Here is a 24,812-nt window from a genome sequence, read left to right on the forward strand (position 1 = left end):
TATCTCTAAGGAAGGCCTACAGGAATATTGCCCATAATCAGGCCAGGGGAGTCTGATTCACCCACGCCTGGTGTAGGCGTTTCAGGTAACAAAGTAATCACACGGTCTAAATTGCGGCGTGTACCCCAGTTGCTATTATCTAACTTAAGTGCCTGTTTGTATGAGCTATGGGCTTGAGTTAAGAGATACTCAACTTCATCTCTCACTTTAGGGTCATTACCGCCGCTAACTTGTAAGCTCTTTAAGAAAAACATATTGCCTATATTGTGATGTACCGCAGCTCGCTGGCTAGGCGTGCCTTTTTCTGTTAGCTGAGAAAATAGCAGCGTAGCTTCTTTATGACGCTCATTATTTGCAAGCCAATAAGCGGTTGCAAATTTAGCCTCATAACTCTGTCTGTCTGTCTGTGGGTTTTTACCGGTGCTGACCGCATGATTAAAAGCATTAATCTGACGTATGCGATTAAGCTCTGCGGCAATGCCTACTGCTGAAGCTATGGCAATTAAAACGAGTGTAATTGTAAGATGCTTGACCGTGATTGATTTTAAGCTAAGGCTCATATATTTACTTTCCATGTTCTAAACTCTAGGTATTTAACGCTAAGCAACAAGGCAATCATCAGCGCTGCAATGATGTAGCAGAGTTGAGTAAAGTCGTGACCAGGAATTTTTTCCATATACTTAATCGGTTTTCTTTCTTTTTCATTAATATCAGCTATCGCATTAGCGAGTGATTTAGGGTCTTCCGCTTCATAAGCACTAAATGGACTACGCAGTGTTTTAAAGTATTCATACAGTTCAATTTCTGAAGGCAAAGGACCTTCTTCCTTTTGTATGTATTCATTAAATATACTAATGCCACCGGGCTGTCTTAATACAATCCAATACAGCGTGATGTTGTATCTTTGTAGCCATTCACGCAGTTTTTGTTGCGCATCACCGCCCATGCGACCCCCGCCATCCGAAAGCAAAATGATGGCGCGTGAGCCTGAATCTGGAACATTTTCAAACAAGCTCACGGCACTGGTTAGTCCGCCACCAATATTCGTTTGGAACAGTGAGTTGCCTGCAGTGGCTTTAATGGCGGCCTGAATAGCTTCGCGACTTTCAGTAAGTGGCAGCACATACATTGCAGAGTTACTAAAGGTAATCACACCTATCATGTCGTTTTGGCGGGATTTTACGAACTCGCTCATCAGCCTGGCAGCAGCTACAGATTTAGTCTCGCCAACACGACCTTCAGCCGTACCACCAGAAAACGGATCATCCATACTGGCACTTCTATCAATCACCATACCGATTTGCGCACCTATGCCGATACGCTCTACTTTTTGTTCTAAGCTATGTGGGCCAGCCAAACCAATAATGATGCTAATTAAACTGACGGTAGCTAGAATTTTAAGTAGTAAACCAATTAAATTCGAAAGTGGATCACTTGGCAGCATATCTACCCATGAGTAGGTACGGCTATTTGAACGTTCTAATAAAATTGGCAGAAGTGCAAGTGGCAGCAGCCATAACACTAAAGGATGCATAAACCCCATCATGCGCTCGCTTCTGGTCGCAGGCCACGTTCACAATCACGTAGGTGACGGCAAAACTTCATTAACCAAGCTTTTGAGTGTTCATTCAAGTTTTGTGCAGACTCTGGCTCAAAAAACACTTTTCGTGACAAAGCAAAAAACTTTTCAATATCTTGTTTCACTGGTGAAAAAGCGGGTTTGTCTTGAATAAAACTATCGATATTATTACCAAACAAGCTGGTGCCAGCTGTTTTGTTAAGTGATTCATGAATCCTCGCTGCAGCTTGTTGCAAGCCTGAGGCAGTTTCAGGCATCTTGCGAATATCACGATACGCTTTTGCAAAAGGTGCGCCCATTCTCGGTAACCAAGCATGCATGCCGAATATATACAGTAGTCCTAGCAATGACAAGCCTAGTAAACCAATGAGCAGCTTTAACGTCAGTTTTTGCTTACTTGAGTCGATAAGGAAGGGCGGCGTAAATGGGCTTAGCTCTTCTTTTAGTTTCACAGAACCAAATACAGAAAGCGGCGAAACGCGGAAATTAAAAGATGGCACACGGTATTGCAATGTTTCTTTTTTCTCGGTGTTCCTCATTTTAATAATTTCAGCTCTTAGTGCGGCTGGTTTCGCTAACTTGCCAGTAGTAAACACTTGGTAAGTTAAATGTATGACGTGCGTTACGCTATCGCTGTGTTTAATTTCTTCTGAACTGACTTTAGAAAGCTCAATGCCTGAAATTTGACCTTTCCAGCGATGTTCGTAGCCAACAATAGGAATCGATTCTTTGACCAGCTCATAAGGTTTTTTAACTGTGAGCGTGATGGTTCTTTCCAATATATCGCCGACAACATAGCCCGCATCGCGTGTAGGATTGTCTTCTTTAATCGTGACATATTTGGCATTAATTTCTGGCAGCACAACATCAGCCAAAGCGGGCTGACTTATGAGTGATATAAGAACGCTAGTCGCTAATAAAAATTTTGTTTGTATACTTGTTCGCATAAATGTACTCATAAATTAAGCTGCCACATATTGGTGGAAGTATTCGGACAACTGATCAGCATCGAAGCTGTTTTCTACAAAAAACGGCTGCATGTCGTAGCGTAAAAACAAATTCTCAATGGCTGTTTTCCTGTCCATAAAGCTTTTTAAAATGCGATCACGATAGGATTTGCGTAAGAATAGTGTGCGTTTGACGCCTGTTTCAGGGTCTGTGACATTAGTGATGCCAAACTCTGGCAAATCGCTATATTCAGATGAGTCCCACAATACAATAGGCACAATATGGTGACGTTGCATAAGCACCAACGACTCTTCTAAATCGGCAATCGGCATGTGAAAATCTGACACCATAAAAATTAGCGAGCGCTCGCGTGGTAGCAATCTGACGATTTCCGTTACGCCACGACTGCCAACTTCTTCTGCTTCGTAGGTTCTTAGATTCTCAGCCATTTCAACAGTGGTATGTGGTCTTGCTGAGAGTGTGCATAACCAATCTTCGCGCACCACATCATCAAAACCGATAAAACCGACTAGATCGCGATTACGTGTGGCAGACTGCGCCACGGATTGTGCAATATCTGCCGCAGTCTCAATTTTTTTCTGTGTGCTGCCATCTTGCATAGTGCTGGCATACTGCATAGAGCCAGACATATCGCACAACACAAATACTGGCGTAACGCTTTTTTGGTTAAAAATACGTACATGTACCTGCTCAAGCGGGTCGCGTATGGTTTGGCGTATGTCTATACGGCGCGGGTCAGGGTAAGCTAGCAGCGTGGTATGTCCGCGAAACTCCATACCCATACCGCGCTGGTTGCTTTTGTGTCTACCAGGTCTGCGCGAGTGAGAGCGCCATGCGATGTGGTAGCTGAATTCTTTTATATGCACTTGTGACATTTGAATTACACCTACTTAATTAGCCGTAAGTCGGGTTTTAATCCGACACGATGGACTTAAATCTAACCTACAAAAGCTATGAGTTATTGCGATCATCAGCTAGCTATCATTCGTAATATTTAAGTTAAGGCGCTGCAATCGCGTGAATGATACCGCTCAACATATCACGAGCAATCTCAGTACGGCGCATTTCATACACTGGGCTGAATACCAAGCGGTGCGCAACAGTTGCGTGAAACACATCATGAATATCTTCTGGTAATACAGCGGTACGCTCATTCAACCAAGCATTTACACGGGCGGCTCGCAATACCATTGCCATACCGCGCGGACTTGCACCAGATAACACCAAACGGTTCATATCTACACCAGAAACTTTTACACCAAAATCCGTTGGCGTTTTGGTTGCACGCCACAAATTAAGTACGTAGCTGCGTAGAGTAGGGCTTGCAGAGATACTGTTTTGTAAGATACTGGCAAACTTATTCAACTGGTCAAACTGCAAGATATTTTCAGGCACGTTTGAAACTAGCGCATCCGCATCGTGGAAGCGTGTATCGAATACGAGTGATTCCATAATGCTGTCGTCATTTGGCACAACGATTGGAATTTCCATCATAAAACGGTCACGTGCAGCTGATGGAATATCAAAAGTCTCTTCTTTTTCAACTTGGTTGCGGTCAGCAAATACCAACATGTGCGGGAAGTGATGCTCTTTGTTAAATGCGGTCAGTGTGCGCTCTGCCATTACACGTAGCAATAAAGAGTGGACCTGTGGGCGTGCACGGTTAATCTCGTTAAAGAAGAATACTGATAAATTCTCACCAGACATCAAAATAGGACCAGGGCTTACATGAGGCTTACCATCTTCACCAAGGTAGGTGTGATAGACCAAATCGTTAGGCATCAAGTCAATCGTACCTTCGATACGTTGATAGCCACCACCAATACCACGTGTGAACGCACGGAGCAGCGTGGTTTTACCAACGCCTACGTCACCTTCAAGCAATACATGTCCACGTGCAAAAATTGAAGTAGTAATCAAACGAACGGGAATGTGCTGACCCACAATCACTTTGTTGACTTCAGACTCTAAGGTTAGTGCGTGATTGCGCCAATCGGCTAGTTGTATATCGCTCATTTAATGTGCCCTAAGTAAGTGATTAGTAGTAATTGATTTGTTAGAATTTGTAACAGATTGTAGCTAGTGTAATTGTTTTATTTAAAGGTGTAAACAGATCTGTATACACCTAAGTACAATTTATTGAATTTAGGCAATTATCATGGAAGCGACTGACTAAGCTTGGGCTGAATTCCCCGCTTAATTTCCCCATACAAATGGCATTGCCACCTTTGTTAACCAAAAAGTAATTCAACACCATAAAAAATCCCGCAACACAGCTTTTAAGTATGTTGCGGGTTAAGAGGCGATAATTTGGAGATCTTCGCTACAAGTTACTTAAGCAATACACATACCTAAAATAAACTGTCATTTATTCAAAGAGTTATAAATGATGATGAATTATGTTTGGCTGTATATAACCAACATTTGGTTGAGTTGGTTGTAAATAACCACCATATTTTGTTGATGTTATAATTTGACATGCGACAAAAAATACGGATAAAGCGTGAATAAGGCTTTCGTTAAATTGGATTTACGGCGAAAATAGCGGCTTAGATAATTATTTTTAGAATAAAAAACATGCAAAAACAAAGCAGCTTTACAAAGGAAGAGTTACTTAAGTGTGGCAGGGGTGAAATGTTTGGTGAGGGTAATGCGCAATTACCATTGCCACCAATGTTAATGTTTGATCGCATTGTTTCTATTACTGAAGATGGCGGTAAATATGGTAATGGCCAAGTTATTGCTGAGTTGGATATCAGCCCGGACTTATGGTTTTTTCAATGTCACTTTACTGGTGACCCTGTGATGCCAGGCTGCTTAGGCTTAGATGCAATGTGGCAGCTGGTTGGATTTTATTTAGGTTGGGCAGGCGGTCCTGGTCGTGGTCGTGCGCTTGGCGCTGGTGAAGTTAAATTTACTGGGCAAGTGTTGCCAACAGCTAAAATGGCAACTTATACTATTGATTTGAAACGCGTGATTATGCGTAAATTAGTGATGGGTGTGGCCGACGCCACTATGAGTTTAGATGGTCGTGAAATATATGCGGCAAATGATTTGCGTGTAGGTTTATTCACGCGAACAGACAATTTTTAAGCATTATCTTAATACAATAAAAAAATAATTTGAGGGAGCACGAAATGCGTCGTGTAGTGATTACTGGAATGGGAATTGTATCCAGTCTGGGTAATAACAAAGCTGAGGTGCTGGCTAGTTTACAAGCTGGTAAATCAGGTATTACTTATCAACCTGAATATGCTGAGCGCGGTTTGCGCTCTCATGTGGCTGGATCAATTAAAAACCTTAAAGTTGAAGAGCTCATTGACCGTAAATTGATGCGCTTTATGGCTAAAGGTCATGCTTATGCTTGGCTAGCTATGCAAGAAGCGATTGCCGACTCTCAGTTGGCTGATGACATGGTTTCTAATGTCCGTACTGGCTTGATTGTCGGTGCAGGCGGAGCTTCGCATGAGAGTATTATGGAAGGTATTGATACCTTACGTGAGAAAGGCGTGCGTCGCGTAGGCCCTTACATGGTCACTAAGGCCATGGCAAGTGGCGTGTCTGCTTGTTTAGCTACTGGTGCAAAAATCAAAGGTATTAACTATGGCATTAGCTCGGCTTGTTCAACCAGTGCACATTGTATTGGTGCAGGTGTTGAGCAAATTCAGCTAGGTAAGCAAGATGTTATTTTTGCTGGAGGTGCTGAAGAAGAGCATTGGACCTTATCGTTTATGTTCGATGGCATGGGCGCGTTAAGTAGTAAATATAACGAAACGCCAGATAAAGCCTCTCGTACCTATGACGCCGACCGTGATGGTTTCGTCATTTCTGGCGGTGGCGGTATTGTCGTGCTCGAAGAGTACGAACACGCTAAAGCACGCGGCGCAAAAATCTATGCGGAAGTTGTTGGTTACGGCGCAACTTCAGATGGCTACGATATGGTGGCACCAAGTGGTGAAGGCGCTGTGCGTTGTATGAAATTGGCATTGCAAGGCCATGACGGCAATATGATTGCGAAAGTGGATTACATCAATACGCATGGTACAAGTACGCCTGTCGGTGACACTAAAGAGCTTGAGGCTATTCGTGAGGTGTTTGGTGCAAATAATCCAGTTGCGATTGCTTCAACCAAATCACTTTCCGGTCATGCGCTTGGTGCAGCGGGTGTAAATGAAGCGATTTATACTTTGTTGATGATGGAAAACAACTTTATTGCCGCCTCCGCGAATATCGATAATTTAGACCCAGGTGCCGAAGGTTTGAATATTGTGCGTAATCGTATTGATAACGTCAAAATTGAAACCGCATTATCTAATAGCTTTGGTTTTGGCGGTACGAACGCAACATTACTCTTGTCAACAAAAAACCTTTAGTCTGCGTTGTTCAATCAATACTAATCAGTTCAAAAGGTAAGTAATGAAATTTAAGCTGTTCTTGTTGTTGGTTACATCCTTGATTACTATATTTCTGAGCGGTTGCGCCATGATGGGCGACCGCACTGTTAATATATCAGAGGTGCAATTACAGAAAAAGCTCAATGAACGCTTATCAATTCCAATCTCGCTACTGAAGATTTTTGATGTTAATTTAAGCAATTCCACCGTGAGGTTTGACAGCAAAACTGGACGCATGGTGACCAGCTTAGATACTAGTTTGACCAGTGTTTTAAGTAATAAAGTGCTCGCTGGAAAAATGGATATTTCTGGAAAGTTACGCTTTGATGCGGCGACAAGCTCAATTGTGTTAGATGACCCAAAAGTGGAAAGTCTTAACTTAGATGGCTTGGGCAGTAAATATAACGATTTTTTTAATTTAATCGCCCAAAAACTGGGCGGTGAAATGTTAAACGGATTGTCTTTGTATACGGTCAAGCCAGAAGATTTAATGGTTGGTTCAACGCAATATAGCCCTAAAGATATGCAAATTACAGACAAAGGTTTGCAAATTACACTGAGTCCCGTCAGGTGAGTTGTAAGGTATAGGCTCTATAAAATCAAAGCCGCCAATACGTTACGACCTTCACTCATCAAAATGTTGTAAGTTCTGCACGCCGCATCTGTACTCATAGACTCTAGGCTAATGCCCACCCTCGTGAGGGCAGTAGTTAGTTTTGGATGTATGAACTTATGGCTAGCTCCTGTGCCGAGAAGCACAACGTCAGGTTTTAATTCAACTATTTTTTCGAAGTCATTCGCTTGAATGTTGTCGAAACTCAATACATGCCAGTTTTCTATCAATTGATTCGGCAGCAGAATCAAATTATTGCTATAGCGTTGTCGATTGATATCTACCCAGCCTTGACCATAGCCCGTGATGAGGTAGTTGCCATCAGAATTTGTAAGATGAAGTTTCATATGCGTATTTTAACGAATTAATATTCATCTTAAACTTTATATTGAAAAATATAAAAATTACATCAGTAATGTTGGTTTTTTCATCAAATCTATAGTGTCACTTTGTTGATATTGAGAATGATAACGAGTATCATCTGCATTTTTATTAATCCTAGGAATAGAAATGAAAACAAGCCATCGTTACGTAGTTGTCGCGTTATTGGGGTTGGGCTTTTATGCAAATGTAGCAAGTGCTGATGAAAATCTTTTTGGGTATATAAAAGGTGTTGAAGTGATGCCCAAAGGCGCATATGAGCTAGATCAACAGATTACCTATCGCGGTGATAAAGGTGTCGGTACGTATCATGCATGGGATAGTAAAACTGAGTTAGAGTACGGTGTAACAGATAAATTTGAGGCGGCTGTATATGTTAAAGCGCAGGCTATTAACACTAAAAACATTGTAGTAGATGCTTATATTCCAGGTGATGAGCAATATGGCCCAAAATTTTCAGGTGTCGGTACAGAGTTTAAGTATATGTTTTTAAGCCCAGCTAAAGATGATTTTGGTTTGGCTGGTTATTTAGACTTAGGTTATAGCTGGTTAGATCCACATTCTGGCTTAGATAAAGATATTTACTCGGTAGAAGCTAAGCTTTTGGCGCAAAAGTACTTTATGGAAGGCCAGTTAGTGTTAGTAGGAAATCTTGGTATTGAATCTGTTTATGCTAGACGCGCGTCACTAAGTGCTGAAAGACAGGCTTCTTTACCTGTAGGTTATGACTGGCCAGATCACAATGAGATGGAAGTTGAATTAAGTGCGGGTACGGGCTTGAGTTATCGTTTTGCACCTAATTGGTCTGTAGGTGCTGAAGCACAGTACGAAGCTGAATATGAAACTGAAGTTGGTCAAGAGCGTTGGTCAGTGTTTGCTGGACCAAATATTCATTATGGTGGTGAAAAGTTTTGGGTAACATTAACGGCGTTCCATCAATTAAAAGGTTATGGTCACCCAGGTTCTGCACAGCTTGATGATAACCTACAATTAATTGAGCGCACCAAAAATGAGGTTAGATTGAAAGTTGGTTTTGATTTCTAATTTTTAAAATAACTCATAGAGAAATATGAAAAATATTCATAGTTTGTGGTTGCTGCCTGTGGCAGCAATCGTTTCACCTGTTTATGCGGCTGATTATTTAACGGTAGAGCAAGCACAGAAGGCCATTTTTGCTGACGCGCAGTCTTTCGAGGCACGTCCAGCAAAGTTGACTTCAGATCAGCAAGATAAAATTAAATCTTTATCAGGTTTACGTCAGCGTTGGGATACCCAGCAAATTTGGCGCGCAGTTAAAAACGGTAAAACGCTAGGATGGTTTGTGGTGGATGAAGTCATTGGTAAGCATGAATTTATTACCTATGGTGTCGGTTTGAGTCCGGATGGCCACGTTTTAGGCGTAGAGATTATGACTTACCGTGAAACTTATGGCGGTGGTGTGCGTAATGCTATTTGGCGTCAGCATCTTGTAGGTAAAACGCTGGCTGATCCTTTTAAGTTGGATGAAGACGTGCCGAACATCAGTGGCGGTACCTTGTCTAGCCGCAACGTGATGGATGGCGTAAAACGTGTGCTCGCAATTCAAAAAGTCTTAAATTTGGTTGAATAAGCATTACCTTAATTAAGTTAAGATGGTCGAATTTGAATTGTTAGGCTTCAATGGCTAGCCTTAAAAGAATGCGGCCTTTACTTGGTACTTTTGTTGAGATTGGTTGTGAGCAGTCTGACAAAAGTGCTGAACATGCAGTCGCAGCGGCATTTGGCGTAGTAGAGAAACTACATCATTTGCTCAGTTTTCATGAGCAAGCAAGTGATCTTAGCCGATTAAATCAGGCTGAAGGCAAAGCGGTTGCGGTACATCAGCATACCCTACGCGTAATGAAGCTCGCGCGAGCCATGACCCTTGCTAGCAAGGGCCTATTCAATTGCACCTTAGGTGGCGCAATGGTTGAAAATGGTGTCTTGCCAAATCATAACAGTCCAAATCAAGATGGAGCTGAGACTAAAGCCAGCGGTGTTGCTAATGACATTCAAATAAATGCTCATACTATTACACTTAGCAACTCAATAAAAATCACATTAGACGGTATTGCTAAAGGCTATGCAGTTGATTGCGCCATAGCCCAACTCAAGCGCTTCGGCATTAAAGCCGCTTGGGTGAATGCTGGTGGAGATTTACGTGTTTATGGTGATTTAGTGTTGCCAGTGCATCGTCGAGAGATTAATGGTGAGTATGTCAGTTTAGGCGGTTTACAAAATGCTGCGCTTGCTACTTCCACTGTCACCGATGTTTACGATAAAACGTTCCCTGGGAAAATTGTTGGTAGCTCAACGTCACCTGCTCTAGGTAGTTGGACGGTGATGGCGCACTACGCTTGGCGTGCGGATGCCTTAACCAAAGTGGCTTGTTTGGCTACAGCGGCTGATAGGGCTACCATGATAGAGCGCCTTGGTGGCAGAATAGTCACAGTCAAATAATCTTACGCCTAATTAAGTCTTTATTTGCAGCGTTAACAAATGACTAAAACTCCTTAGTTGCATTGCCTGCAATGGCCCCGCAAGGTAAACTAACATACTTTGCAATTATATTTTTATATCACTAGTCAATTTGTCAAAATTACGTGATGCATATAAATGATTAATCGCGTAATCGCACACATGAAACCATAGTATGAAAATTCTAGAAAAATCAAATAAGCTCAGTAACGTTTGCTACGATATTCGTGGCCCAGTGTTGCAACGCGCCCGTCAAATGGAAGAGGAAGGCCAGCGAATTATCAAGCTGAATATTGGTAATCCAGCTGCATTTGGTTTTGAAGTGCCTGAAGAGATTCAGCAAGATGTTATTCGTAATATGAGTAAAGCGGGTGGCTATACTGACAGCAAAGGCTTATTTGAGCCGCGTAAAGCCATTATGCATTATACGCAAAGTAAGCATATTAAAGATGTGACCGTAGATGACATCATCATTGGTAACGGCGTGTCTGAGCTGATTGTCATGGCCATGCAAGGTCTGCTTAATAATGGTGACCAAGTGTTAGTACCAATGCCAGATTACCCACTATGGACTGCGGCAGTGACCTTGGCTGGTGGTACAGCTCGCCATTACTTATGTGATGAAGCTACCGGTTGGATGCCTGATTTGAAGGATATTGAGGCTAAAATCACTGCAAATACTCGCGGTATTGTAGTGATTAACCCAAATAATCCAACCGGTGCGTTGTATCCTCGTGAGATTTTAGAAGGCATTATTGAGATTGCGCGCCACCACGGCTTGGTGATTTTTGCTGATGAGATTTACGATAAAGTTTTATATGATGGCAACACGCATACATCGATTGCATCGCTAGCTGATGATGTTCTATTCGTGACATTCAATGGCCTTTCAAAAAACTACCGCACTTGCGGCTATCGTGCTGGATGGATGATACTGAGTGGCGAGAAAAAATATGCAAGCGGCTATATTGAGGGCTTGAATATGTTGGCCTCTATGCGCTTGTGCGCAAATGTGCCTGGTCAATTAGCGATTCAAACAGCGTTAGGTGGCTACCAAAGTATTGAGGATTTAGTCGCGGCAGAGGGTCGCTTATGCAAGCAGCGTGACGTAGCCTATGATTTGCTGACGGCAATTCCAGGTGTGACTTGCACTAAGCCTGCTGCTGCGATGTATTTGTTCCCAAGGTTAGATCCAGAAATCTATCCAATTGAAGATGATCAGCAGTTTATCTTAGATTTACTGCTAGAAGAAAAAGTGTTGCTTGTACAAGGTACAGGTTTTAATTGGCATACTCCAGATCATTTCCGTGTAGTATTTTTACCGAATGTAGATGACTTAACTGAAGCCATTCACCGTATCGCAAGATTTTTAGAAAATTATAGAAAAAAGCATGGAGCTAAAGTTTGAAGCAACTTAATGTAGGTTTACTAGGTATCGGCACCGTTGGTGGTGGCACATATGCGGTCTTAACACGTAACGCGACAGAGATTACGCGTCGAACTGGCGTGGCGATTAACGTTGTACAAGTGGCAGATAGAAATATTGACCATGCTAAAGCCATTACAGATGGCAAAGTAGATGTCACCAACGACGCTTTTGCAGTGGTGAACAATCCTGACGTAGATGTTGTAGTTGAGTTAATTGGTGGCTATACACTCAGTAAAGAGTTGGTGCTTAAAGCCATTGAAAATGGCAAACATGTTGTGACGGCTAATAAAGCGCTGTTAGCAACGCACGGTAATGAGATTTTTACTGCTGCGCAAGCTAAAGGCGTGATAGTGGCTTATGAAGCGGCTGTCGCTGGCGGTATTCCTATTATCAAGGCCTTGCGTGAAGGTTTAGGCGCGAACAAGATTGAATGGGTAGCGGGCATTATTAACGGCACAACTAATTTCATTCTGACTGAAATGCGTGAAAAAGGCTTGGCGTTTGCTGATGTGTTAGGCGAAGCGCAACGCTTAGGTTACGCAGAAGCTGATCCAACTTTCGATGTTGAAGGTATTGATGCTGCGCATAAGCTAACAATCATGTCTGCCATTGCGTTTGGCATGCCAATGAAATTTGATCAAGCTTATACAGAAGGCATTACGAAGCTTCAACAAACCGATATTAAGTACGCTGAAGAATTAGGTTACAGAGTAAAGTTGCTTGGGATCACCAAGTGTACTGAAGCTGGTGTTGAGTTACGTGTGCACCCGACTTTAATCCCAGAAAAACGTTTGGTGGCTAACGTTAATGGCGCTATGAATGCCGTAGTTGTGAAGGGTGATGCAGTAGGTCCAACGCTTTATTACGGTGCTGGTGCTGGTGCAGAGCCAACGGCGAGTTCAGTAGTAGCAGATTTAATGGATGTTGCACGTTTGAGCAGCGCAAGTGTTGAGCAACGCGTGCCATATTTAGGCTTTCAAGCTGGTCAGCTTAATGACTTACCAATTCTGCCAATCAGTGAGGTCAATAGTGCTTATTACTTGCGCTTACGCGTTTCTGACAAACCTGGCGTATTAGCTGGTGTGACTAAAATATTGGCAGATCGTAATATTTCAATTGACGCAATGTTGCAAAAAGAACCAGATGATAATGAAACTGAAGCAGACATTGTGATTTTGACGCACATCACCGTAGAAAAAAACATGGATGCAGGCATCGCTGAAATTGAAGCTTTACCAGCAATTGTGGGCAAAGTAGTTAAATTGCGCATGGAAGAATTAGGCAAGTAAATTTAGGTCAGTAAATCATGAAATATATCTCTACACGCGGGCAATCGCCTGCTTTAAGTTTTAGCGAAATTTTATTAGGTGGTTTAGCGCCAGATGGCGGTTTGTATCTCCCGGAAACCTATCCACAATTTACGGATGCTGATTTAACAGTCATGCGTGACTTGAGTTACGCAGACTTAGCCTTCGCTATTTTAAGTCGCTTGGTTGATGACATTCCAGCCGCTGATTTAAAAGCGATTATTGATAAAACTTATAGTGCAGATGTCTATGCGTACACTCGCGCAGGGCAGAATGCGGCAGATATTACACCAACAGTGAAGCTTGAAGATAACTTGTATCTATTGAGCCTTTCAAACGGCCCTACGCTAGCATTCAAAGACATGGCAATGCAGCTGCTGGGTAATCTGTTCGAGTATGTGCTTACCAAAGAAGGCAAAACCACTAATATTTTAGGGGCAACTTCCGGCGACACTGGCTCGGCGGCTGAATATGCGATGCGTGGTAAAAAAGGTATACGCGTATTCATGCTTTCACCGCATAAGAAGATGAGCCGTTTTCAAGCTGCACAAATGTTTAGTTTACAAGACGATAATATCTACAACATTGCCGTGAATGGTGTGTTTGATGATTGCCAAGACATGGTAAAAGCCGTTTCAAATGATGCAGAGTTTAAAGCACAACATAAAATCGGGGCGGTGAATTCAATTAACTGGGGTCGCATCATTGCGCAAGTGGTTTATTACTTTAAAGGTTACTTTGCCGTAACAAGTAACAATGCACAAAAAGTCAGCTTTGCTGTACCAAGTGGTAATTTCGGTAATGTTTGTGCAGGACATATTGCCCGCATGATGGGCTTGCCAATTGATAAATTGGTGGTTGCCACCAATGAAAACGATGTGCTGGATGAGTTTTTTAAAACTGGTGTATATAGCCCACGTGGCTCAACGAACACTTACCACACCTCTAGCCCTTCAATGGATATCAGCAAGGCTTCTAACTTTGAGCGTTTTGTCTATGACTTAGTCGGGCGTGATGGTGCAAAAACGCGCGCACTTTGGGGCAAAGTAGATGCAGGTAATAGCTTTAATTTAAATGCAGATGGATATTTTGCCAAAATAGCTGATTATGGTTTTCAGTCTGGTAGCAGTTCACATGCAGATCGTATGAAAACGATACGCGAAACTGCTAATAAATACCAAGTAATTGTTGATACGCATACGGCTGATGGTATTAAAGTGGCATTAGAGCTTCGTGATACAAATGTGCCTATGGTAGTGCTGGAAACAGCTTTGCCAGCTAAGTTTGAAGATTCTATTGTAGAAGCTTTAGGCAAAGCGCCTGAACGCCCAGCAAGCTTGCAAGGCATAGAAAGTTTACCGCAGAAGTTTATTGTGATGGATGCAAGTGATGCTGCGATTAAAGATTTTATCGTTAAAAATACCTAGCTCGTTATTCCGTGCCTGACACGGAGTCCAGTGACTTTTGTCTATAAACGTTACTTGATACCGATTTTTGTTGGTGCAGAAAACAAAGAAAAAGGCGCTACTTTGAAACAATATACCGAATTACTTAATCACGTCTTAGCCCACGGCAATCAAAAAACAGACCGTACAGGCACTGGTACGCTTTCAGTGTTTGGTTATCAAATGCGCTTTAATTTGCAAGAAGGCTTTCCACTTCTTACCACTAAAAAAGTACATCTTAAATCTATCATTCATGAGCTACTTTGGTTTTTACAAGGCAGCACTAACATTGCCTACCTGAAAGAAAATGGCGTACGCATTTGGGATGAGTGGGCGGATGAAAATGGTAATTTAGGTCCTGTTTATGGTTACCAATGGCGCAATTGGCCTAAGCCTGACGGTACACACATCGACCAAATTACACAGGTCGTGAACGCCATTAAAAATAATCCAGACTCACGTCGCTTGATAGTTTCTGCCTGGAATGTCGCAGATGTTGATCAGATGAAGCTGCCTCCTTGTCATGCATTCTTTCAATTCTACGTAGCAGACGGTAAATTGAGCTGCCAGCTTTATCAACGCAGCGCGGACATATTCCTTGGGGTGCCTTTTAATATTGCCTCCTATGCTTTGCTTACGATGATGGTGGCGCAAGTGTGTGACTTAAAGTTGGGCGATTTTGTGCACACCTTAGGTGATGCACACATTTATAACAATCACATGGAGCAAGTGCACGAGCAGCTCTCACGTGGTATTCGTGCGCTGCCGCAGATGCATATCAATCCAGAAGTGCACAACATTTTTGATTTCAAGTTTGAAGATTTTACGCTTGAAAATTATGATCCACACCCAGCTATTAAAGGCTTAGTGGCAGTTTAGCTAATTGCGCTTTAAGCTAATCAACATTCATCAGGTTTAAACAAAAAAAGGTTGCCCTAATGAAAGGGCAACCATTAAAACTTGTGACTCTAGGGGAGGGAGTCACAAGGGCTCAAACGCTTACTCAAGACTGAAATACTCTTTCAAGAACTAATTTACTGAGTTAGTTAGCCACTCACGGCTAACTAACAATTAACATTAGGCAACCTTAATTTGTAGTCGTTGCAGGTGCAGTATCTGTAACTTTTGCTGCTGAAGCTAACTTGTAGCTGGAATACTCATCTGTTGATACCATGCCATCATGATTGAGGTCGGCTGCATCGAACTGACTAGCCAGTGCTTTATCTTTTACTGCTTCTTTCAAAGATACTTTTCCATCTTTATTTGCATCTAGTTTTTTAAAGTCCTCATCTGCAGGTGCTTTTGCTGATAAATCGGCTTCATTCGTAGCAGCAACCTTTGCTTCTGCTACTTTACTGTCGGTTTTAATAGAATCTTTAAATGCGGCTGCGTTATCAGCCATCGCTAAATTATTAAGTCCTGCCATTAATAACAATGCCATGACGCTTGCAGAAATAGGGCGGATGATAGAGTTTGGATTTAATTTCATTGATGTTGCTCCTAATGCTAATTTAAAAGGGATTGCCCTATTACATTAGCGATTATCGTGCCAACTTTTATTTATCAATAAAATCAATATGTTATGATTTTTTGTGAGTTTCTATAGAAAATAATATGTCGCCTATGCACGACACATAAGTGATGATTTAGATAAGTGATTGAAATAACTTGGATTTTTTTGTCGCTTTTAAACGACAGATTGCTTAATCGGAGGATTCGTCTTCGCTGGAGTTTTTGAATGTACTGGCTTGAATATTGTGACGGTCTAATAGTCTATAAAATTCAGTGCGATTACGTTGAGCAAGTCTTGCGGCTTGAGTAACATTGCCTTCTGTTGTTTTAAGTATATTAATTAGATAATTAAACTCAAATTGCTGGCGAGCAACATCCAGTGGGACCACTGAGTTGCTGCCTTCTTGTAATGCTTTTTGTACCAAATTCACTGGAATGACTTGGGTGGTCGCTAGTACCACGGTTTGCTCTACAATATTTTGTAGCTGACGCACATTGCCTGGCCATGGCGCTGTAATGAGTATTTCTAGCGCATCAGGAGCAAAGCTATGTAATTTCTTTTTATATTTCTGACTAAACACTTGCAGAAAATGGTTCGCTAAAAGGCTTACATCTTCGCGACGATTAGCCAAGGAGGGGATTTCTAGGCTGACAACATTGATACGATAAAATAAATCTTCACGAAACCGACCTTCCTTCATCTCATTGACTAAGTTTCGGTGTGTGGCTGAAATTAAACGCAGATCTATCTGTATGTTGGTCGTACTACCTACAGGACGTATCACGCGTTCTTGCAATGCGCGCAAGACTTTAACCTGCAAGGCTTGAGGCATATCGCCAATTTCATCTAAAAACAGTGTGCCGCCTTCGGCGCTCTGGAATAGTCCAACATGGTTATTGATAGCACCAGTAAAGGCGCCTTTGCTATGACCAAATAATTCTGATTCAAGTAGATTCTCAGGAATGGCGCCACAATTAATGGCCACAAAGGGTTTAGCGCTTCGTGCGCTGTAGCGATGAATGGCACGTGCCAATAATTCTTTTCCTGAACCGCTTTCACCTTGAATAAATACGCTAGCATCTGTATTAGCAACGAGCTTGGCTTGGCCTAGCAAACTCTCCATTGTTGAACTGCGCGTTAGAATATCCGCACGCCAGCTATCATCCTCATTGGAGGCTATATGAGTTTGCGTGCCATTCAAACGCAGCGCAGAGGCGACTTGCTGTAGCAGTGCTTGGCTATCGAAAGGTTTGGTTAAAAAGCTGAACACACCGCGCTGTGTCGCATTAACGGCATCTGGTATAGAACCATGCGCCGTTAACATAATCACCGGTAGGCTAGGGTGCGATTGTTGAATGGCGTCTAGCAAAGCCATGCCATCCATCGCGGGCATACGCAAGTCGCTAATCACCAAATCAGGCCGCTGCAGCATGATGGCAGACATGGCTTCAGCGCCATTGTTTGCGGTGACTGTAGCATAGCCAGCCGCATTCAAGCGCATGCTAATGAGCTTGAGTATATCTTTGTCATCGTCAACGATTAGAATGTTTGGTGTTTGCATGGACTTGTCATGTCTAAGGTTTAGTAATGGGTTTGCTAATCACTTTGCTATCACGATCACTAATAGTTTTTTCGATATTCTTTAAATCATTCAGCTTTTTATCTAAAGCGTCATACTTTTGTTGTAAAGCTTCTAACTTCTGCTGACTTAAATCGAGCTTCTTCAAGTCATCTCTATTTTTTTGGGACTGTTTAATATCATCTAATACGTACTCATAAAACAAGCTTGTTAATGCCGACTCTGTAGGATTTAGGCTGTTTTCTTGCAGTAAATCTTGCAGCAGGTTTTGAGCTTTTGCTGTGTCGCGTATGCGGCTACTCGGCAATGAAAGCATAATAGCCAGTTTGATACGTTCTGTAAGGTCGAATTTATTTTCTGTAAGCGCACGATTCGTTTCGTTAAATGATTTTTTTTGTGCATCCAAAGTGTCGTTAGAAAAGCGGTCAATAAAAAGCAATAAACTATTCACGCGATCTTGTTTGGATGCTGGCGCTTCTGCTTTCTTAATATCTAACGTTTTAATCGTGTTTGATTCCTTCTCTGCAGGTTTGTTCGTCATACTTTTACTTGCGCATGCGCCTAGCGATAGTACTAAAATACTTAAACTAATGATTACCTTGATACTCATTTAATCTCCAATTGAGGGATGCTAACAATAAAATGCGCACCTTGATTTGACTCGGCGAGTTTGATGATACCTTGATGCGCATTGACTAAATCTTTTGCGATGGTGAGCCCTAAGCCGCTACTGCCGATCAAGCTTTTATGCAGGGTATTACCTCGGTAAAAATGGTCGAACAACTGTGCTTGGTCTAGCTCAGATAGACCGGGGCCATTATCTTTGACATTAATCAACAAGTTTTCATTTTCAATTTTTGTATGTACTAAAATTAAGCCTTTTTGCGGTGTGTACTTTACCGCGTTTGAAATAAGATTGTCCAAAATTATTGTTAACTTCTCCTCATCTGCAACCACAGTTTCAACTTGATAGATGGTTTTTACATTCAACTCTTTATTTCTAATGCTAAGTGCATGTGCATGAATCACTCTATTAATAACTACAGATAAATCTAATTTTTCTAATGTTAATTTGGCTTCAATAGATTCCATGCGCGTGTAATTAAGCAGATTTTCTATCATTTTCTGCAAGCGGATACTGTTTTCGCGCAGAATCAAGGTAATCTCAGATTGCTGTGCAGAAAGCACACCGCCGATGCCGTCGTATAATAGTTCTGTCGCTTCTCTTATTGCTGTAAGAGGTGTTTTAAGTTCGTGCGATACGTGCCTTAAAAACTGTTGTTTTTGTTCGTTCACTTCTTTCAGTTCAGTTCTCAACCAATCTAAGCGCTGCCCCAAAATGCGCAGGTCACCGGGTCCGTCAATGGCAATGGGTTGATCATACTCACCTTTACCTAAATGCCTAATGGCGGCATCCATGCGCCTTATGGGTTTTGCGAGTAGGTAGGTAATGGCGCCAGCCACTAGTAAAGCTAGCGGGATAAGTACCAAGCTTTGCAGAAATAACTTTCTCTGGGTATGTTGTACGGTGAGCGTCAGTTGGCTGGATGCCGCATCTATGGCTAGGTTGTTTTCTTGCACGATGGTTTCTACCAATTGCGTGATTTGACTAAAGCTGTTTAAAAAACCTAAATCTGGACCATTTATAAGTTTGCTGTTAAGAATAGTCTCATGTAATTGAGATGTTTTTTCGCTCAATAGTTGCAGATTTTTATGCTGTGATGGGTTATTAGCCAAAGCTTCTAGTTGAGAAATAGCCTCGTTAAATTTAGCATGAGCTTGATTGTAATTGTTGAACAACACATTGTCTTGAAGCACAAAGTATTGCTTACTGCTACGCTCCATGAGGCTTAACTGTTCTTGCAATACACGTCCAGAGCGCGTGGTGACCACAGCGTTTGAAATTGTAATTTGACTTTGTTTTGCTAGGTGATCAAAAGCAATATTGGCGTTCGCAAACACCCACAGCAATGGCACAATTGCAAATGCAAATCCTATTAATAACAGCTTTAAAAAAGAGCTCGGGTATTGAAATCGCATGCTTCTAGTCTAAAAGGTTTCCTTTAAAACATCTAGTATAATAGAGACATGACACAACTTTCCATTATCGTGGCTATCGCCAACAACCAAGTCATCGGTATCAACAACACCTTGCCATGGCATTTGCCAGAGGATTTAAAGCGCTTTCGCGCCTTAACGACAGGGCATCACATCATTATGGGGCGTAAGACTTACGAGTCGCTAGGGCGTCTATTGCCAGGGCGTACTACGGTGATTGTGACACGTAATAAAGATTACCAACTAGAAGGTGCGTTAATCGCTCATTCCTTAGAGGCCGCAGTAGCCTTATGCCAAAACGATGGTGAGGTATTTTTGATTGGTGGCGCTGAGTTGTATCAAGATGGCCTAAAATTGGCGGATAAGCTCTATATTACTGATGTGGATTTAACTGTTGACGGGGATGCGTTTTTCCCCGAATTTGATTTAAATTTATGGCAAGAAATCACCCGTGAAACTCATACATCGGCGCAAGGTTTGCCGTTTAGTTATATTACTTATATGCGAAAATAATTAAGGCACAGTATTAATTTACTGTGCCTTAATTAACGCTGCATTTACCAACTATATTTATAGATTTATTGTTCTACACAATCTACAAAATAAGTCGCTTTACCATCTACCACTACTTTTACTAAGCCGTGATTGTCAGCTTCAAAGCCTGGGAATTTTTCATTAAATTCACGTGCGAATTTGAGGTAATTTACAATCACCTTGTTAAAGCGCTCGCCCGGAATGAGTAATGGAATGCCTGGTGGATAGGGCGTTAACAATACGGCAGTTATGCGACCTTCTAAATCATCAATTGGCACGCGATCCATTTTGCGATGCGCCATTTTTGCAAATGCATCAGTTGGCTTCATCGCAGGTACCATGTCAGACAAGTACATTTCAGTGGTTAAGCGCGCTACATCGTTAGCTCTGTACACAGCATGAATTTGCTCGCATAAATCACGTAAGCCTATTTTTTCGTAGCGTGGCTGTTTTTGTACGAATTCAGGTAACACTTTCCATAGTGGCTGGTTCTTGTCGTAATCATCTTTAAACTGCTGTAAAGACGCTACCATCGTGTTCCAACGGCCTTTGGTGATGCCAATGGTAAACATGATGAAGAATGAGTAGAGACCAGTTTTTTCAACAATGACGCCATGCTCAGCTAAGTACTTGGTAACAATGGCGGCAGGAATACCGAATTTATCTGAGAAGTTACCTTTAATGTCCAAGCCCGGAGTGATGATAGTGGCTTTGATTGGATCCAGCATATTAAAGCCTGGTGCAAGGTTGCCAAAGTCATGCCAAGCATCATTAGCTTTAAGCATCCAAGCATCACGTTCTTCCAAGCCTTCTTCTGATAAATCGTCGGGGCCCCAAACTTTAAACCACCAGTCAGTACCCCATTCTTCGTCGACCTTACGCATCGCACGACGGAAATCAAGCGCTTCCATTAAGCTTTCTTCAACTAATGCGGTACCGCCAGGCGCTTCCATCATGGCTGCCGCCACGTCAATACTCGCCACAATAGAGTATTGCGGACTGGTAGAAGTGTGCATCAAATAAGCTTCATTGAAAATATCACGGTCTAGCTTATTATTTTCGGCATCTTGTACCAAAATCTGACTCGCTTGGCTTAAGCCAGCAAGCAATTTATGTGTAGATTGCGTTGAGAACACCATGCTTTCTTTACAACGTGGACGACCTTCGCCAATCGCGTGGTAGTCACCATAGAAGTCATGGAAAGTTGCGTGTGGCAGCCATGCTTCATCAAAGTGTAGCGTATCGATTTTGCCATCTAACATGTCTTTAATTTCTTCCACGTTATATAGCACGCCATCGTAGGTAGATTGCGTAATAGTTAGAACACGTGGTTTAGATGTTTTATCTAGAATAAATGGATTGCGGTCGATTTTCTTTTGAATGTTTTCCCATTCAAATTCACTTTTTGGAATCGGCCCGATAATGCCGAAGTGATTACGAGTTGGCATTAAAAATACTGGAATCGCGCCCGTCATAATAATGGCGTGTAAGATAGATTTGTGGCAATTTCTATCAACTACTACTACGTCACCTGGCGCTACAGTAGAGTTCCACACCATTTTGTTTGATGTTGAAGTACCGTTAGTCACAAAGTAGAGGTGGTCACAGTTGTAAATACGCGCTGCATTGCGCTCGGATGCCGCTACAGGCCCTGTGTGGTCAAGCAATTGACCTAGTTCATCCACCGCGTTACAAACGTCAGCACGCAACATGTTTTCACCAAAGAACTGGTGGAACATTTGACCGACTGGCGATTTCAAAAATGCTACGCCACCAGAATGACCTGGGCAATGCCAAGAGTAAGAGCCATCAGCTGCATACTCGGTCAATGCCTTAAAGAATGGTGGTGGTAAGCTATCTAAGTAAGCTTTAGCCTCACGTAGAATATAGCGAGCAACGAATTCCGGCGTATCTTCATACATGTGAATGAAGCCATTTAACTCACGCAGAATCTCATTCGGAATATGGCGTGAAGTGCGTGTTTCTCCATGCAAGAAAATAGGAATCTCTTCATTGCGATAGCGAATTTCGTCTACGAATTTACGTAAGTTATCTAGCGCATCACGATTTCCTTCAATGAATTCATTATCATCAATCGATAGAATAAATGCTGACGCACGACTCTGTTGCTGTACAAAAGAGGTAAGGTCTCCATAACTGGTGACGCCTAATACTTCAAATCCTTCAGTTTCAATAGCTTTGGCAAGCATACGTATGCCTAAGCCAGATGAGTTCTCTGAGCGAAAATCTTCGTCGATGATAACAACGGGGAAACGAAATTTCATTAAATAGAAATCCTTAATTAAATCTTACTAATATTAAATCTTAGGCAAGGTCACGCCAACTTGACCTTGGTATTTGCCACCACGATCTTTGTAGCTGGTCTCGCATACGTCATCTTCATCTGCTTCAAAAAACAACACTTGGGCACAGCCTTCGTTTGCGTAGATTTTTGCAGGTAGTGGTGTGGTATTGCTGAACTCTAGGGTAACGTAACCTTCCCACTCTGGCTCGAAAGGCGTTACGTTAACGATAATGCCGCAGCGTGCGTAAGTTGATTTTCCCAAGCAAATTGTCAGTACATTACGTGGAATGCGAAAGTACTCCACGGTACGTGCCAACGCAAATGAGTTTGGTGGAATGATGCAGTAATCAGCATTCACTTCAACAAATGAATTTGGGTCAAAGTTTTTTGGGTCAACAATGGTGCTGTTGATATTGGTGAACAGCTTAAACTCTTTGCTGCAGCGAATATCATAGCCATAGCTTGATGTACCGTATGACACCATACGTTCGCCATTGGCATTCTGTTTGACTTGATTAGGCTCGAACGGCTCTATCATGCCATGTTGCTCCGCCATGCGGCGTATCCATTTGTCTGATTTAATGCTCATGTATTAACCTATTCATAGACTAAAATAAAATGCCCATGCATTATAAAGTGCATGGGCATTTTGTGTATTTTTTTTCAAAAATTATTAGTGCTTATCGCCACCTAATTCAATGCTATAGCGCCAAAATTGATCTTTTGTTTCAAAAATCACGCTTGACTCTTCAGGATCGCGGTTGCCCGCGGTGTATTGGTGTAATGGCGTATTGTCTGCAGCCCAAGCTTTAACGATTGGGTCAACTAAACGCCATTGCGCTTCAACTTCACTGATGTGAAGATATTGTGACGGATCGCCTTCCATTAGATTTAGCATCAATGTTTCATAAGAATCGATGGTTTCATCTTCTTTTTGGCGTTGAGGCGCATCTATGCTTAAAGTACGTGTTGCAATATCTAAACCTGGAATTTTTGATTCGATTTCTAGTTTGATGCATTCACGTGGCTGAATATTGATGGTTAACCAGTTTTGGTGTTGACCATCGACTAATTGCATCGGTGATTTTTTGAAGCGGATAGAAATCGCGGTGTTACCTTCATGCATGCGTTTAGCTGTGCGTACGTAGAATGGCACACCTTGCCAGCGAGGATTATCAATGAATAGTTTCACGGCAGCATAGGTTTCAGTAATGCTTGAATCTACGCCATCACGTTTAAGTTCTTCTAAATAACCTTGTACGTTTTCACCATGACCATCGGCAGCACATACGCGTCCAGCTTTATATTGTGCGCGGAACGCTTGTTTATTAATGTTGCTGACATCAACTGGGCGAATCGACTGAAGCAACTTAACTTTTTCAGCACGAATGCTCTCTGGCTGTAAGTCCTTTGGTTTCTCCATTGCTGTGAGTGCTAATGTTTGCAATAAGTGACTTTGCATCATATCGCGCAATGCACCTGTGGCATCATAAAAGGTAGTACGTTCGCCAACACCTAAAGTTTCATTATTGGTGATTTGTACGTGGTCGATATGCTCTTTGTTCCATAGTGGCTCAAATATGGCGTTGGCAAAACGCGTGAGCATAATGCCTTGTACCGCAGATTTACCTAAGTAATGGTCAATGCGGTAGATTTGACTCTCTTTAAGATGCTTAGTGAGCCTAACTTGCAAGTCTTGTGCACTAGTTAGGTCTGTGCCAAATGGTTTTTCAATCAATACACGACGCCAGTATTGACTCTCATCTAGCAAGCCTACTTCTGAAAGTTGTTCAACAACTGGTGCAAAGTCAGTAGGGCGTACTGATAGAAAGTAAGCAAAGTTTTGAGGAAATATTTTAGCATCACCTAAAGTAGCGCTCATTTTTTTGTAAGCATTAGGATCGTCAGACGCATTAGCAAAGTAATGATTACGTGCGATAAAGCGTTCAAACACTTTTTGATCGTAACCATTTTTAAATTTGGCATCTAGCATGCCCTTGATGTCCGCTAGCCAGTCGTCACGCGACACTTCACTGCGGCCTACCGAAAGGATTGCCATGTTTTCTGGCAAGCGACCAGCTGCATCTAAGCGAAACAGGCCAGGCATTAATTTGACTCGGGATAGGTTGCCGCTAGCGCCAAACAATACCAGCGTACAAGGATCTATTTTTTTAACCATGATGTGAGAAAAACCTTAAATTGGATTTTAA

General features: G+C 42.1%; 24 protein-coding genes. 11 read left to right on the forward strand and 13 right to left on the reverse strand.

Translation table 11 applies throughout. The features are described from left to right. Nucleotides 1-5 precede the first annotated feature (5 nt). The 5 genes from PSU72_RS05230 to PSU72_RS05250 all read right to left on the reverse strand — a co-directional run bounded on the left by PSU72_RS05230 (nucleotide 6) and on the right by PSU72_RS05250 (nucleotide 4,564). A complete protein-coding gene (locus tag PSU72_RS05230; protein ID WP_300431273.1) occupies nucleotides 6-560 on the reverse strand; it encodes a hypothetical protein in 555 nt (184 codons plus the stop codon). Next, nucleotides 557-1,543, reverse strand: coding sequence for a vWA domain-containing protein (locus PSU72_RS05235; RefSeq protein WP_300431606.1), 987 nt, complete (start codon nucleotides 1,541-1,543; stop codon nucleotides 557-559). The genes PSU72_RS05230 and PSU72_RS05235 overlap by 4 nt, the downstream gene beginning before the upstream one ends. Continuing rightward, nucleotides 1,543-2,526 carry a hypothetical protein gene (locus tag PSU72_RS05240; protein ID WP_300431274.1) on the reverse strand — a complete coding sequence of 328 codons (984 nt, stop codon included), beginning with the start codon at nucleotides 2,524-2,526 and terminating at the stop codon, nucleotides 1,543-1,545. The genes PSU72_RS05235 and PSU72_RS05240 overlap by 1 nt, the downstream gene beginning before the upstream one ends. Nucleotides 2,527-2,541: 15 nt before the next feature. After that, on the reverse strand, nucleotides 2,542-3,423 hold the full coding sequence (locus tag PSU72_RS05245; RefSeq protein ID WP_300431275.1) for a DUF58 domain-containing protein: 882 nt from the start codon (nucleotides 3,421-3,423) through the stop codon (nucleotides 2,542-2,544). Between the two features lie 124 nt (nucleotides 3,424-3,547). Next, nucleotides 3,548-4,564 carry a MoxR family ATPase gene (locus tag PSU72_RS05250; protein ID WP_013147793.1) on the reverse strand — a complete coding sequence of 339 codons (1,017 nt, stop codon included), beginning with the start codon at nucleotides 4,562-4,564 and terminating at the stop codon, nucleotides 3,548-3,550. A 561-nt stretch (nucleotides 4,565-5,125) separates the two neighbouring features. Between PSU72_RS05250 and fabA the strand changes: the two genes are divergently transcribed. The 3 genes from fabA to PSU72_RS05265 are packed head-to-tail and all read left to right on the forward strand — an operon-like array spanning nucleotide 5,126 to nucleotide 7,516. Further along, nucleotides 5,126-5,641, forward strand: a complete 516-nt coding sequence (gene fabA, locus PSU72_RS05255; protein WP_300431276.1) for a 3-hydroxyacyl-[acyl-carrier-protein] dehydratase FabA — start codon at nucleotides 5,126-5,128, stop codon at nucleotides 5,639-5,641. Nucleotides 5,642-5,685: 44 nt separating this feature from the next. After that, nucleotides 5,686-6,921, forward strand: a complete 1,236-nt coding sequence (gene fabB / locus PSU72_RS05260; protein WP_300431277.1) for a beta-ketoacyl-ACP synthase I — start codon at nucleotides 5,686-5,688, stop codon at nucleotides 6,919-6,921. 43 nt (nucleotides 6,922-6,964) lie between these two features. Continuing rightward, nucleotides 6,965-7,516, forward strand: a complete 552-nt coding sequence (locus tag PSU72_RS05265) for a DUF1439 domain-containing protein (RefSeq protein WP_300431278.1) — start codon at nucleotides 6,965-6,967, stop codon at nucleotides 7,514-7,516. Nucleotides 7,517-7,533: 17 nt separating this feature from the next. Here the strand turns inward: PSU72_RS05265 and PSU72_RS05270 are convergent, their stop codons facing one another. After that, nucleotides 7,534-7,902: an Mth938-like domain-containing protein gene (locus tag PSU72_RS05270; protein ID WP_300431279.1), complete on the reverse strand. Its 369-nt coding sequence runs from the start codon at nucleotides 7,900-7,902 to the stop codon at nucleotides 7,534-7,536. A 163-nt stretch (nucleotides 7,903-8,065) separates the two neighbouring features. Here PSU72_RS05270 and PSU72_RS05275 point away from each other — a divergent pair, with 163 nt between their 5' ends. The 7 genes from PSU72_RS05275 to PSU72_RS05305 all read left to right on the forward strand — a co-directional run bounded on the left by PSU72_RS05275 (nucleotide 8,066) and on the right by PSU72_RS05305 (nucleotide 15,492). Then, nucleotides 8,066-8,980: a DUF6662 family protein gene (locus PSU72_RS05275; RefSeq protein WP_300431280.1), complete on the forward strand. Its 915-nt coding sequence runs from the start codon at nucleotides 8,066-8,068 to the stop codon at nucleotides 8,978-8,980. A 25-nt stretch (nucleotides 8,981-9,005) separates the two neighbouring features. After that, a complete protein-coding gene (locus tag PSU72_RS05280; RefSeq protein ID WP_300431281.1) occupies nucleotides 9,006-9,545 on the forward strand; it encodes an FMN-binding protein in 540 nt (179 codons plus the stop codon). A gap of 50 nt (nucleotides 9,546-9,595) precedes the next feature. Then, on the forward strand, nucleotides 9,596-10,414 hold the full coding sequence (locus PSU72_RS05285) for an FAD:protein FMN transferase (protein WP_300431282.1): 819 nt from the start codon (nucleotides 9,596-9,598) through the stop codon (nucleotides 10,412-10,414). A gap of 193 nt (nucleotides 10,415-10,607) precedes the next feature. Beyond that, nucleotides 10,608-11,840 (forward strand): pyridoxal phosphate-dependent aminotransferase, encoded by a 1,233-nt coding sequence (locus tag PSU72_RS05290; RefSeq protein ID WP_300431283.1) that lies wholly within the window; start codon nucleotides 10,608-10,610, stop codon nucleotides 11,838-11,840. After that, nucleotides 11,837-13,150 carry a homoserine dehydrogenase gene (locus PSU72_RS05295; protein ID WP_300431284.1) on the forward strand — a complete coding sequence of 438 codons (1,314 nt, stop codon included), beginning with the start codon at nucleotides 11,837-11,839 and terminating at the stop codon, nucleotides 13,148-13,150. Before PSU72_RS05290 ends, PSU72_RS05295 begins: the two co-directional genes overlap by 4 nt. 17 nt (nucleotides 13,151-13,167) lie before the next feature. Then, nucleotides 13,168-14,595, forward strand: coding sequence for a threonine synthase (gene thrC / locus PSU72_RS05300; RefSeq protein WP_300431285.1), 1,428 nt, complete (start codon nucleotides 13,168-13,170; stop codon nucleotides 14,593-14,595). Nucleotides 14,596-14,697: 102 nt separating this feature from the next. Beyond that, a complete protein-coding gene (locus tag PSU72_RS05305) occupies nucleotides 14,698-15,492 on the forward strand; it encodes a thymidylate synthase (protein ID WP_300431607.1) in 795 nt (264 codons plus the stop codon). A 208-nt stretch (nucleotides 15,493-15,700) separates the two neighbouring features. Here PSU72_RS05305 and PSU72_RS05310 read toward each other — a convergent pair whose 3' ends face one another. The 4 genes from PSU72_RS05310 to PSU72_RS05325 all read right to left on the reverse strand — a co-directional run bounded on the left by PSU72_RS05310 (nucleotide 15,701) and on the right by PSU72_RS05325 (nucleotide 19,745). Further along, entirely contained in the window at nucleotides 15,701-16,102 is a 402-nt protein-coding gene (locus tag PSU72_RS05310) for an EF-hand domain-containing protein (protein WP_300431286.1), read from the reverse strand. A gap of 214 nt (nucleotides 16,103-16,316) precedes the next feature. Next, nucleotides 16,317-17,687 carry a sigma 54-interacting transcriptional regulator gene (locus PSU72_RS05315; protein WP_300431287.1) on the reverse strand — a complete coding sequence of 457 codons (1,371 nt, stop codon included), beginning with the start codon at nucleotides 17,685-17,687 and terminating at the stop codon, nucleotides 16,317-16,319. Nucleotides 17,688-17,700: 13 nt separating this feature from the next. Further along, nucleotides 17,701-18,315 carry a hypothetical protein gene (locus tag PSU72_RS05320; protein WP_300431288.1) on the reverse strand — a complete coding sequence of 205 codons (615 nt, stop codon included), beginning with the start codon at nucleotides 18,313-18,315 and terminating at the stop codon, nucleotides 17,701-17,703. Then, nucleotides 18,312-19,745 (reverse strand): ATP-binding protein, encoded by a 1,434-nt coding sequence (locus tag PSU72_RS05325; RefSeq protein ID WP_300431289.1) that lies wholly within the window; start codon nucleotides 19,743-19,745, stop codon nucleotides 18,312-18,314. The genes PSU72_RS05320 and PSU72_RS05325 overlap by 4 nt, the downstream gene beginning before the upstream one ends. A 48-nt stretch (nucleotides 19,746-19,793) precedes the next feature. Here PSU72_RS05325 and PSU72_RS05330 point away from each other — a divergent pair, with 48 nt between their 5' ends. Then, nucleotides 19,794-20,276 carry a dihydrofolate reductase gene (locus tag PSU72_RS05330; protein ID WP_300431290.1) on the forward strand — a complete coding sequence of 161 codons (483 nt, stop codon included), beginning with the start codon at nucleotides 19,794-19,796 and terminating at the stop codon, nucleotides 20,274-20,276. A 65-nt stretch (nucleotides 20,277-20,341) separates the two neighbouring features. Here PSU72_RS05330 and PSU72_RS05335 read toward each other — a convergent pair whose 3' ends face one another. The 3 genes from PSU72_RS05335 to zwf all read right to left on the reverse strand — a co-directional run bounded on the left by PSU72_RS05335 (nucleotide 20,342) and on the right by zwf (nucleotide 24,781). Further along, entirely contained in the window at nucleotides 20,342-22,582 is a 2,241-nt protein-coding gene (locus tag PSU72_RS05335; RefSeq protein ID WP_013147809.1) for an arginine/lysine/ornithine decarboxylase, read from the reverse strand. Between the two features lie 33 nt (nucleotides 22,583-22,615). Next, nucleotides 22,616-23,191: a dCTP deaminase gene (dcd, locus tag PSU72_RS05340; protein WP_013147810.1), complete on the reverse strand. Its 576-nt coding sequence runs from the start codon at nucleotides 23,189-23,191 to the stop codon at nucleotides 22,616-22,618. Nucleotides 23,192-23,275: 84 nt separating this feature from the next. After that, a complete protein-coding gene (zwf, locus tag PSU72_RS05345) occupies nucleotides 23,276-24,781 on the reverse strand; it encodes a glucose-6-phosphate dehydrogenase (protein WP_300431291.1) in 1,506 nt (501 codons plus the stop codon). Between the last annotated feature and the right edge of the window lie 31 nt (nucleotides 24,782-24,812).

It is taken from the genome of Methylotenera sp. (assembly GCF_029945535.1).
GTDB lineage: Bacteria > Pseudomonadota > Gammaproteobacteria > Burkholderiales > Methylophilaceae > Methylotenera.